An 11,922-nucleotide genomic window follows, 5' to 3' on the forward strand; every position below is an offset into this window, starting at 1 on the left:
ATTACATTTAGATTAACATAACAATTTTATTATTTTGTTCTGTTTTTGATTTCATCAGAAGCATTATTGAAATCACGTATTTTTTCAATTTTTTTGTTTCCGAAGTTATAAGAGATAGAAATATTTAATTGACGTGGATAGTTATAAATATTGATATAATTGTAGTTTCCGTTTTGTTGCGGATCATTAATTATAACCCTATTGGTATTTAAAACATCATAAACAGTGGCTGCAAAGGTCCAGTCATTCCATATTTTTTTGAGCCCTATTTCCAAACTGCCGAGAGGCCTTAACTGGCCCAGTTCTATCTGGTAATTGCCAACGTACCAATAGTTAATACTGGCAAACCATGTTTTAGCCTGATCAAGTCTTATATTATTATTAGTTGAAATTGTTATTCCATTTGATTTTCTGGAATTAATATATGCCGGAAACTTTTCACCTGTTAACGGATCCGTATCAATACTTCCATCATTAATATTATGCTGTAAACCAATACTTACATTGGTATTCCAATACTGTTTAAAAAATGATTTCTGGAAACCGATTGTAAAATTGAATTCTTGACGGTTGCCAAAATTGGTTCTTATATACCTTAATACATTTACATGGCTGCCGTTATTTTCAATTATTCCCTGCAAAGGTATTTGCAGGATAACATCTTTATAATATTTATGACCGACAATGAAAAAATATGAATTTTTGAACATATAATTAAGTTCCTGGGAATAAACTGCGGAAGCTTTCATAAACGGATTATTCTGAACATAATTGGTTTCCGTTAAATAAGTTCTTACAGGGTTTACTTCCCAAAATGAAGGTCTTTTCATACGGCCTGAAAAAGAATATGAAAGATTATGATCTTTATTGATAGAGTAGTTCAGGTTTAGGTAAGGTAAAATATTATGATAGTTTCTCGTAAGATTTTTTAAGTTATCATCCTGAGCATTATAAGAGTTTCCTTTATTTTGTGTTAATTCATAACGGATTCCGGCTTTTGCAGAGATTTTATCGTTTACTTTTTTTTCAACAGTCAAATATCCTCCGTAAATATTCTCCAGATAAAAAAAATGATTTGGATTTCTAACTGCTACACCGGTAGCCAATTGATATAGACTTGTTTCTGTATCATTATCTGTTTTCGTATAGCTGTAATTTCCTCCAAAAGACAGTGTGAAATCATTTTTAAATTTCTTATAATAATCTACCGTTACAGAAAAACTGTTAATAATCTGTGGTGTTTCCTGAATAATCTGGCTTATATCTTCTCCCATATTTCCATTGGAATCTGATGCTGATGTCGTATTGAGGCCATTCTGTTTTTTTCTGAAGTTTAGATAGGCTGCATTTAGATTTAATTTACTGCCGATAGAATCCGTTTTTAATTCATAGTTTAAATTGACAGAATTATTATAAGATTGAGCGTTTTCATGATTTATGCTTCGGTTGTAAGAAGTTTTCCAGACGGTATCATTTAATACATTTACAGTGTTAAATAAATTGGTAACAGAAGTAAAATTTTTGTTATACCAGTTGTTATAGCTCAATGCAATGCTGCTTTTGTCATTTAAAGCATAATCTATATTCAGATATCCTCCATAGTCCTTGTTCGGAATAGATACGGTTCCTTCCGAACGATTTGAAGCTATATTGCTGCCATTTTCCAATATATAATACTGCCGTTTGGTGTTTTCACTACTATTAAAACTTGAATTAATTCCGAGATTATTTTTTCTGTAATTGATAGAAAATCCCATTCCCGGATTGTTATAATATCCCTGATTATTGCTCATTCTTAAGCTTCCGTTCAAGCCATTTTCTGTTATCTTTTTTAGAATAATATTAATAACCCCATCTGAAGATTCAACTTGAAATTCGCTGCCGGGCATCGTAATAATCTCTATTTTCTGTATGCTTTCAGATGGCATACTTTTTAAAAAGGCTGCCAGAGCATCAGCATCCATTTGATTTTTTTTACCATTGATATATATTACAGCATTTGATTTTCCGGCAATCCGTAAAGTTTTATCATCCATTGATGAAATCAGGGGAGTTTCTTTTAAAAGACTAAAGACCGTAGTCCCTTTTGCTGCCGGGGAAGCTCCTACATCATATATAAACCGGTCATTTTTTCTCTGGAATTTATTTTTTTTCAGTACAATTTCATTTATTTTCTTTGTTGCTACTGTATCTTTTTTTTCTTGTGCAGTTACAATTGTTCCGCTCAGTACAATGATTAAATGGATCAGACGTTTCATATATTTATGTTTTTTATTTTATGCATTACAATGTAGCTTGTTATGCAATATACATGTATACAATTCATGAATTAATCATGAATCTATTTAAATAAGACATTCGAGATATCACAAGTATTACATCGCGAGCCAAATAGTACTGCAGATGTCCTGAATTATAATGAGAAAAGCTATAAACAGAAACCCACTCAATAGAGCTATATGCAGAATGTGTATATATAATCAGCCCGGATAGATTATTTGTTTATCCGGGCTGACTGAAGTTTAAATAAAAATTAAATCCTTAAGCAGGACAGATAGGATATCCTCCGTTTGGACATTTTAATGTACAGTCTCTTATCACATAACTACCATTGGAAAGTCTGCAGACTCCTTGTACATTACCTCCGGCAATGCTTTTCAATTGTTCTCTGGAAAGGCTTTTTTGGTTTTTTAAATTTTTCATTGTAATATTTTTTGGTTAAGAAATATGTTAATTATTGTGGACATACCACTGCTGGGCATGCACTAAGGCTTGGGCACCGGGGGATCCCGGCAGGAGGGCAGCATTCATATGAACATTCTTTGATAGTGATATTCATTCCATTGCCCATTACATTTTTTAAATACTCTCTTGAGAGCACCTTTCTGTTTTCTGATTTTTTCATTTTTAAAATTTTAGATTAGTTATAATTTATATGATTTATGAATAATTACTTATTTTTTCTATCATGTATTTTGATCTTTTTTGGAGATTTGATTCGAACGGATAATCATTACCGTTGGAGTAAAGATCATATTATAATTGATTAATAATGCTTTATTTTTTAAAGAATAAAGGCCGAAAAACCTTTGAATCAAATTTTTTACTACCAGATTGATAAAGATTAGAACAATAAGTTGAAAGTCTCTTTTGCATTAAGTAATGCAACTACTTTTGGAGACCATGTGTTGAGAAGTATGCATACCGTTACTTTTTGCTTTGGGAAATAATAGGATTTACCGCCAAAGCCGAATACGTGTCCGTCATGGCCCAGGGCCACTCCCTGGTTGGTATCCAGTTTCATTAATCCCAATCCATATTGTTTATTGTATTTTAAGTCTGGTTCCAGGCGATCAGGATCATTATCTACAAAAGTCTGAAGCTGCTGCATTGAAGTAGGAGAAAGTATTTTATTCGTTAACAGGGTCTCCAAAAATTGAGCTACATCAGAAGATGTTGAAATCATTCCACCGTCAATTGCTCCTTCACCACCGATTCCGTTATTATCTATATGCGTTACTTCAGTCAATGCCTCATTAGCGGTTTCAGCATAATAGGATCGGGTGAGCTGATCGGGGAGCAGAGTGCTTGCTATTGTGTTTTTCAGCCCCAGGGGGTTGATTATTTTCTCGGTAATTACCTGATAGGAAGGTTTTCCCGTTACTTTTTTTATAACCAGGGAAAGCAGAAGATAATTGGAATTACTATAATATCCCTTTCCAACCGGATCGTCGGCAGGTTTATCATAGATCAGCTGAAGAGTCTGCTCTGCGGAATAATTGACAATACTCCCGTCAAAAACACCGGGGGCGATATCCTGTAAATAATTCCGGATTCCCGCTCTGTGATTAAGGCACTGCTCAATCGTTACCTCATTGGCATTGGCAATACGATCTGTAATAGTGTAAGGAAGATATTTATTGATTTTATCCTTGATATTCAGGAGACCTTCTTCCTGCAATTTCAGAATAGTTGTGGAGGCAAACATTTTCGTCATACTTCCGATGCGGAGCCTGTTATTAGCAGACATCCTGATACCTTTTTCCCTGTCGGCTAGTCCGCCTGAACCGCTCCATATTCCTTCAGGAGAAATGACTGTAATGTTAACGCCCACAGCACCGGCCGCTATAAACTGATCAACGATACGCTGATATTTTTTTGCATTCGGATGCTCGGCAGGTACATTAATAGATTGATCATCCCTGCAGGAATTCATTGCAGCAAAAGCAGCAGTTAGAAATGTTAGAAACCATAGTTTTTTCATAGAAAAATTTTAATGAATTAGTATTAAATTAAACTGAAGCAGATAAATTTTTCTTCTTATGGTATTCTTTTATATTTTCTTAAGATATCGATCACAGGCTGATGGGGAAGGGCATACGATTTATTTCCATTGACACCTTCCATTGTTTCGGCGGCGATCATGGCATTAATGATAGATTCTTCGACGGCTTGTACAGTTGCATCAAATAGAGGATCTATCAGATCATTGGGAAGCACCTTCACTGTGGAAAAATCTTTCCTCTGGAAAGCTGTGGGATTGGCTGTTGAAAAAGCAATGAAAATGTCCCCTGAACTGTTCATTCCATAGCCGCCTACATTCCCGATTCCCAAAGGAACTCTTGATGCAATACGTTTTAATTGATGGGGTAATAACGGCGCATCGGTTGCAATGACCACAATAATGGAACCGTCACCTTCCTGCCGGTAAGACTGTGAAGGCAGTTTTAATTCGCTGCCCACTGTATGCTCCAGTTCTTTTCCTACAGGTACACCTGCGATCTTCAGGGATTCTTTTCTCCCAAAATTAGCCTGTACCAGAGCACCAACGGTATAAATAGAATCTCCGGTTTTCACAATCCTTGATGCCGTTCCGGTTCCGCCTTTAAAACCAAGGCACATCATTCCGGTTCCTCCGCCAACATTTCCTTCCTGGATTTTACCAGATTTCGCACTATTTAACGCCTCGTAAACATTACTTTCTTTTACCTGAAAACCATAGATGTCGTTTAAAAAACCATCATACGTTTCAGCCACTACAGGATAAGTGTACCACCAATCTTCTTTATACCAATGTTCCTTCACAAACCATTTGAGAACTGCATCTCTCACTACTCCCACACTATTGGTATTGGTAATCATGATAGGGGTTTCTAAAAAACCGGATTCCGTTACCCAGGTAGTACCTGTCATTTCGCCATTCCCGTTCAGTGAGTACCAGTTGGCAAAAACAGGATTATTATTCCGGCCCCTTGGTAAAATAGCTGTAACTCCTGTCCGGACAGGTCCTTTCCCGATTGTATTTTTACCTTTTCCCGAAATAATTGTACTATAGCCTACCTCAACTCCCTTTACGTCTGTTATAGAATTAAATGTGCCAGCGGTTCCGCTAAATGGAATTCCTATATCCCTGGCCCGTAATTTCTGTCCAAATGTTAAACTTTGCATATATATTAGTAAAAAAGAGAATATTATATTTTTCATAATTATCAGTTATAGAAGGCGATCAGGCAGCATGAAATACCTTTGAAAACTTCTATATTAAAATTAAATTATTGATTTTTAGTTTATTCGTGTGATGATTATTTAACCGAGAAACGTTAAGAGTTCTTTTATAAATGCCTCCGGATTTTCTTCAGCTATCCAATGTGCTGTTTTAGGAATGCGTACTGATGTAACCCTTTCGGCTACTTCTTCCATCATTTCTTTCATAAAAGGTCCACTTGTACTTATTTCTCCTCCAACTACCAGAACGGGAATAGTTAGTTTCCCATTTTTTGCCAAGCTTTCTTTATTGTCCAGTATATCTTGGTCAAATGCCCGGTAAACTTCCAATCCGGCTTTCATAGCACCGGCTGAAGAATATGCCTGACTAAAAACATCCATATCAGTTTCATTAATGGCAGCTGTATTATAAATACGATAGTTGAAAAAATAATGTAAATATTCCCGTTCACGACCAGTAATAAGCATTTCAGGCAGGTTGTGTACGTTATGGAATGCAAAATGCCAGACCCTGTGATCTGTTCTTATTTTATCAAATATTTTTGTGCCGGGTAAAGGAGCATCTATTACCACCAGCTGAGATACAGATGTACGGTATTCTTGTGCATAAGCATACGCAATCATTAAACCTATATCATGTCCTATAAGGACTACAGGGGTTTGTATCTTAAGGTGTTCCTTTAACAGGTGGTGAATATCACTGGCCATAGTGCGTTTATCATATCCACCCGCAGGTTTCCAGGAATCTCCGGCTCCTCGGTAATCCAAGGCAATAACTCGAAATCCCTTATTAACCAATACAGGTATTACAAATCGCCATTCCCACCATGTCTGCGGAAAACCATGTATCAGAATAATTATAATCTCTCCATTTCCTGCTTCTGCGTAATGTATACGTAATGTACTGCTGATAACAGCCATCCCATGATTCAAGCTAACATCACCAGGTAATTCTTTATCTTTCATATTCTTATAGGTATGTTTCAGTATTAAATTTTTATCTTTACAAAGATCTGACAGGGGCATTTAAATCGGGCTATCATTTTGATAGAAGTAGCTGCTTCAAACTTTCGAATCAATGTTTTTTAATTATTTTTATTTCGATATGCAATTAGATAAACTGCACTACGCAATTTTAAACGAACTACAATTAAACGCCAGAGCGAGCAATGCTGAAATAGGCAGAAAAATAGGACTCACAGCTCCGGCTGTTGCAGAACGTATAAAAAAGCTGGAGGAAGCAGGGATAATAAAAGGCTACACTGCTGTTGTGGAATATACAAAACTGCAATACACACAAAATGTTTTAATTGCAATAAAATTACACCCCAATATTATGATTATGTCCTTTTTGAAAGAAACTGAAGAAATAGAAGGGATTGTAAAAATGGTACATACTACAGGAGAATATTGTTTCTTTTTACATATGTTTCTGAAATCTACACAAGAAATTACTTTAGTTCTGGACCGCTTGAATAAATTTGGCACAACAACAACTTATTCTATTCTGTCGGTGCCTATTGATCACAAACCAATTACTTTTAAGTAGTGTTAGCCTCCATGAAAGAAATAAGACAAAATGAGGCAGTAGGAGTTTTTTTCTTATCAATGATTATTTAATTATAACAAAACTTCCTTCAACAAGGGTTTTGCAATAGTGGTGCGAAACTGCAAAGTTCAACGGTATTTTTTCAATTCAACTTTTGTATAAAATTGAAGATTTGAATTTTATTGCTGCACCATCACAAAGCCACAAATAACGTTTAAAATGAATATAAAAATCTCATAAAACGATTATATAAAAAATATTAGGAATAATTTTATTTCATATGTGATGGAAATTCTGACTCAAAGAATAATTAATTATTATAAAAGAGTAAATAAAGAAGTCAATACAAAATCTCAAAAACAATTAATTAAATTTTAATTTAAATTCCGAAATTCATTAGGGGTAACACCAGTTCTCTGCTTGAATAATCGAATAAAATGCTGCGGATATTTAAAACCCAATTCATAAGCAATCTGACTAATAGATTTATCAACATTGAATACTCTTTGCTTGGCTATATCAATAATTTTATTCTGTATGTATTCCTGCGCAGTTTTCCCTGTTTCTTTCTTAATCAGATCTCCAAAATAGTTAGGCGAAAAATGTAATTCATCTGCACAATATGCTACAGATGGAAGCCCAATAGTATTAGGTTTCTCAGATGAAAAATAGCTGTTTAGTAATTCTTCAAATTTTTCTAAAATACCTTTATTCACATTTTCTCTGGTGATAAACTGACGGTCATAGAAGCGGTCACAGTGATTAAGAAAAAGTTCAATATTCGATGTGATGACTTTTTTACTGTGTTTATCTACTGGGCGGCTCAATTCAAATTGAATATCAGCAAACATTTCCAAAACCATTTGTTGTTCTTTTGCTGATAGATGCAGCGCTTCATTGGTCTGGTAACCAAAAAATCCATATTCAGAGATGCCCTTACCTAAAGAAGTTCCTTTAATTAAATCCGGATGAAATACTAATCCATGCCCCAAAGGCTGATACTTATCAATTTTGTTTTCTACATCAACAACTTGTCCCGGAGAAACAAAAACCAATGTTCCTTCCTGATAGTCATAAGTTGCCCGACCATATTTCAGATCACCACATTTTACATCTTTTAAAAAAATGCAATACAGATTAAAATACATTTTAGATCCTGTTCTTTTATGTGCTTTCGAAAAATCTATTACACTTACCAAAGGGTGAAGGGTCTCGTGATTATTAAATTGATTATAATCGTTTACTGTTTCAAAATAGATTGATTGGCTCATAACGGTATCATTTTGTAATACAAATCTAAAGATAAAAATACCCGCTTTTTTACATTATGCCCCAGAACAGTAATATTGGTTACAAGTTCCGTAATATATCTACCAACAGGCTTGTCAATAAGTTGGAAATTTGCAATAACAAATTGATTAACCAATTTTATTCTTTGCGAAACAAAAAAATAAATAAGATAAAAAATGAAAAAAGTAATATTGAACAATAGTATAGAAATGCCGGTTTTAGGATTTGGAGTATTTCAGGTCCCGGATCCCGCAGAATGTGAAAAAGCTGTTATTGATGCAATTGATACAGGCTATCGATTAATTGATACTGCTGCATCTTACGGTAATGAACAAGCGGTTGGTAATGCCATTAAAAACAGTGGAATTGCGAGAGAAGATTTATTTATCACGACAAAACTTTGGGTACAAGACACAGGATATGAAAAAACTTTAAAAGCTTTTGAAACATCATTGAATAAACTTCAGTTGGAATATCTGGATTTATACCTTATTCATCAGCCGTACGGAGATATTTTCGGATCTTGGAAAGCAATGCAGGAATTGTATGAACAAGGAAAAGTAAGAGCTATAGGAGTTTCTAATTTCCATCCTGACAGGATCGCAGATTTGATTGCCAACAGTGGATTTACACCAGCAATCAATCAAATCGAGACTCATCCTTTCCATCAACAGGTTGAAACACAAAATTTCCTAATTGAAAATAATGTACAGATTGAATCCTGGGGGCCTTTTGCAGAAGGAAAGAATGATATTTTTAATAATGAAGTTTTAAAAACGATCGCAGAAAAATATAACAAATCTGTAGCTCAGGTCATTTTGAACTGGTTGACGAGTAGAAATGTTATCGTTATTCCAAAATCTGTAAGAAAAGAAAGAATGGCTGAAAATTTTGACATTTTTGACTTTGAGCTTTCTTCTGAAGATATGGATGCTATCGCAACTTTAGACACTGAATCCAGCTTGTTTTTTGATCATAGAGACCCCAACATGGTTAAATGGCTAAGTGAAAGAAAATTGGACTTGTAATCCAATTTCATCAGTAAAAATATGATCAAATGAATAGGTTAGCAATGAAAAATAAGACAATAAAATATATAAGTTTAATCACCTTAATTTTAGTCTCCAATTTTTTTGTTAAAGCACAAAATAAGGTGGCACAAAAACCAATTACTATTGCGTCACAAGGCAATTTCTCAGCCGGAGGTTCGGTTATCAAAAGTGAAGGCGTTTTCGATCCGTTAAAACCATGGAATGTGTCTCAAGGAGGGCAAACAAGACACGGAGATCACGCTGATGTTTTTTACCAAATTCCTGTCAAATCTAAAAAACTTTCGATGATTTTCCTGCACGGTTACGGACAGTCTAGACGAAGCTGGCAGACCACAGCGGATGGAAGAGAAGGTTTTGCCAATATTTTTTTAAGAAAAGGTTATAGTGTCTATCTGGTTGATCAACCAGGTCGTGGAGAGGCCGGGCAGACTACAAAACCAGGACAAATTAGCGGTACGCCAGATGACCAGACTTGGTTTACTCAATTCCGAATTGGTCTGTACCCTAAATTCAATGAAGGCGTTCAGTTTCCAAAAGACAGCATTTCTATGGATCAATTTTTCCGTATGATGACACCGGATATAGGAAATGTAGATGAAGCAACGATTATGAATGCAATGTCTTCTGTTATGGATAAATCCGGAAACGGGATTCTTTTCACACATTCGGCAGGAGGCTCACCTGGATGGAAAACAGCCATTAAAAATGAAAAAATTAAAGCTGTCGTTGCCTATGAACCCGGAGGATTCACCTTTCCGGAAGGAGAAGAACCTGAAGGAAACCGAGGAGGAAAAGGTGTTCCGATGAACGAATTTATGAAACTGACTAAAATTCCCATTGTAGTTTACTATGGGGATTATATTCCAACTGAAGAAACTAATGCAGCATCATTAAATTTTTGGAAAAACGTTCTTACGACAGCAAGACAATGGGCAAAAGTCGTCAATAGTCACGGTGGAGATGTTACTATTGTTCATCTCCCTGAACTGGGCATTAAGGGGAATACCCATTTTCTAATGTCTGATTTGAATAATGTAGAAGTTGCAGAGCTATTATCAAAATGGCTGAAGGAGAAAGGTTTGGATAAGTAATATTGATTAAACAATAATTGATATATGGAAAAGTTGAAAAATTTTGGCGTATGGCTTTGTGCAGTACTTCTACTATTATCATCTTGCTCAAAAGCTCAGAAATCAATATCTGAAAAAAAAGAAATGTTGAAAGACAAAAATGTATTGATTGTTTATTTATCACGAACAAAAAATACAAAAACAATTGCCGACATCATTCATCAAAATATTGGTGGAATCTTAATTGAGTTGGCATTACAGAATCCTTATCCCAAAGATTACAAAGCAACTGTAGATCAGATAGCGAAAGAAAATGAAACCAATTTTTTACCTCCGCTTAAAACAAAGATTGAAAATATTGAAAAATATGACGTGATCTTCTTAGGGTTTCCAACCTGGGGAATGCAGTTACCACCTCCGATGAAAAGTTTTTTAAGCCAGAATAATTTTAAAGGAAAAACAATTATTCCTTTTAATACCAATGCTGGCTACGGGATTGGAAGCAGCTTTGAAACTGTGAAAAAGCTAAGTCCTGAAAGCAGAATATTAGAAGGTTTTACGATTAAAGGAGGAGTTGAACGGGATGGAATTTTATTCGTAATGGAAGGAAAGAAGAAAGTTGAAACGGAAAAGAAAGTGAAAGAATGGCTGGCTAAAATCGGGATGTCAAAATAGCATAATTATAATAATTTTTAAAAGTAAAAAGAATGAGACAACTGAAATATTTGGGTTTTATAGCAGTATTAATGTGTGTTTCACTATTTACAAATACCATAAACGCACAAAAAATGACAAGATCCAATTCGCAGCTAAGCGAAAAAGATAAAAACATCATCATCATTTCTTCATTTACGGCACAAGGTAAATTAGAGGAATTAAAAGCAAGTTTAAATAAAGGTCTGGATGCAAGATTAACAATCAATGAAATAAAAGAAATTTTGGTACACACTTATGCTTATTGTGGTTTTCCGAGAAGCATAAGAGGTTTACAGACTTTTATGGAAGTTCTTGATGAAAGGAAGGCAAAAGGAATTAATGATACTGTGGGTAAAGAAGCTTCAACTATTGCAAATGACAACAGCAAGTACGAAAGAGGAAAGGAAATTCTGGCTCAACTTACCCAAACACCACAGCCAGACAAACTTTCGGGCTATTCAGCATTTGCACCGACAATAGATACATTTCTAAAAGAACATCTATTTGCTGATATTTTCGAGAGAGATCTTTTGGCTTATGCGCAAAGAGAACTGGTGACGATTTCTGTAATCAGTGCTATTGGTAATGCAGAACCAATGTTGCAATCTCATCTAGGCATTTCACTAAACGTTGGTTGGTCACCACCGCAGTTGAACGAGTTTGTTCCTGTTATCAGCTCTACCATTAGTATTGAAAAATCAAATGCAGCAAAAATGGTTTTAAATCAGGTTTTAAAAAATAAATCTAAATAAGCCATAAA

The 11,922-nt window shown here is 34.9% G+C and carries 12 protein-coding genes; 5 read left to right on the plus strand and 7 right to left on the minus strand.

From position 1 onward, the window contains the following. Positions 1–29: 29 nt before the first annotated feature. The 6 genes from CHRYMOREF3P_RS02720 to CHRYMOREF3P_RS02745 form a co-directional block, all read right to left on the minus strand. Positions 30–2,258 carry a TonB-dependent receptor domain-containing protein gene (locus CHRYMOREF3P_RS02720; RefSeq protein WP_180563803.1) on the minus strand — a complete coding sequence of 743 codons (2,229 nt, stop codon included), beginning with the start codon at positions 2,256–2,258 and terminating at the stop codon, positions 30–32. Positions 2,259–2,541: 283 nt separating this feature from the next. Continuing rightward, positions 2,542–2,703: a hypothetical protein gene (locus CHRYMOREF3P_RS02725; protein ID WP_175627252.1), complete on the minus strand. Its 162-nt coding sequence runs from the start codon at positions 2,701–2,703 to the stop codon at positions 2,542–2,544. 31 nt (positions 2,704–2,734) lie between these two features. After that, complete coding sequence (locus CHRYMOREF3P_RS02730) at positions 2,735–2,905, minus strand: hypothetical protein (protein WP_175627251.1); 171 nt, start codon at positions 2,903–2,905, stop codon at positions 2,735–2,737. 219 nt (positions 2,906–3,124) lie between these two features. Then, on the minus strand, positions 3,125–4,264 hold the full coding sequence (locus CHRYMOREF3P_RS02735; protein WP_180563804.1) for a serine hydrolase domain-containing protein: 1,140 nt from the start codon (positions 4,262–4,264) through the stop codon (positions 3,125–3,127). A gap of 56 nt (positions 4,265–4,320) precedes the next feature. Beyond that, a complete protein-coding gene (locus CHRYMOREF3P_RS02740; protein WP_228408830.1) occupies positions 4,321–5,448 on the minus strand; it encodes a P1 family peptidase in 1,128 nt (375 codons plus the stop codon). A 138-nt stretch (positions 5,449–5,586) separates the two neighbouring features. Next, entirely contained in the window at positions 5,587–6,471 is an 885-nt protein-coding gene (locus CHRYMOREF3P_RS02745) for an alpha/beta fold hydrolase (RefSeq protein ID WP_180563805.1), read from the minus strand. A gap of 139 nt (positions 6,472–6,610) precedes the next feature. Here CHRYMOREF3P_RS02745 and CHRYMOREF3P_RS02750 point away from each other — a divergent pair, with 139 nt between their 5' ends. Then, positions 6,611–7,054, plus strand: coding sequence for an Lrp/AsnC family transcriptional regulator (locus CHRYMOREF3P_RS02750; protein ID WP_180563806.1), 444 nt, complete (start codon positions 6,611–6,613; stop codon positions 7,052–7,054). A 374-nt stretch (positions 7,055–7,428) separates the two neighbouring features. On the opposite strand, the gene CHRYMOREF3P_RS02755 is transcribed toward CHRYMOREF3P_RS02750, so the two are convergent. Further along, positions 7,429–8,325, minus strand: a complete 897-nt coding sequence (locus CHRYMOREF3P_RS02755) for a helix-turn-helix domain-containing protein (protein WP_077417196.1) — start codon at positions 8,323–8,325, stop codon at positions 7,429–7,431. A gap of 195 nt (positions 8,326–8,520) precedes the next feature. On the opposite strand from CHRYMOREF3P_RS02755, the gene CHRYMOREF3P_RS02760 reads away from it, so the two are divergent. From CHRYMOREF3P_RS02760 to CHRYMOREF3P_RS02775, 4 genes are all read left to right on the plus strand, one after another. Next, positions 8,521–9,372, plus strand: coding sequence for an aldo/keto reductase (locus CHRYMOREF3P_RS02760; protein WP_077417194.1), 852 nt, complete (start codon positions 8,521–8,523; stop codon positions 9,370–9,372). Between the two features lie 125 nt (positions 9,373–9,497). Continuing rightward, complete coding sequence (locus CHRYMOREF3P_RS02765; RefSeq protein ID WP_232538959.1) at positions 9,498–10,487, plus strand: alpha/beta hydrolase; 990 nt, start codon at positions 9,498–9,500, stop codon at positions 10,485–10,487. A 24-nt stretch (positions 10,488–10,511) separates the two neighbouring features. Further along, positions 10,512–11,141, plus strand: a complete 630-nt coding sequence (locus tag CHRYMOREF3P_RS02770) for a flavodoxin (RefSeq protein ID WP_180563807.1) — start codon at positions 10,512–10,514, stop codon at positions 11,139–11,141. Between the two features lie 113 nt (positions 11,142–11,254). Continuing rightward, positions 11,255–11,914 (plus strand): carboxymuconolactone decarboxylase family protein, encoded by a 660-nt coding sequence (locus tag CHRYMOREF3P_RS02775; protein WP_232538960.1) that lies wholly within the window; start codon positions 11,255–11,257, stop codon positions 11,912–11,914. The last annotated feature ends 8 nt before the right edge of the window (positions 11,915–11,922 follow it).

The sequence above is a fragment of the Chryseobacterium sp. JV274 genome (assembly GCF_903969135.1).
In the GTDB taxonomy this organism is placed as follows: Bacteria; Bacteroidota; Bacteroidia; order Flavobacteriales; family Weeksellaceae; genus Chryseobacterium.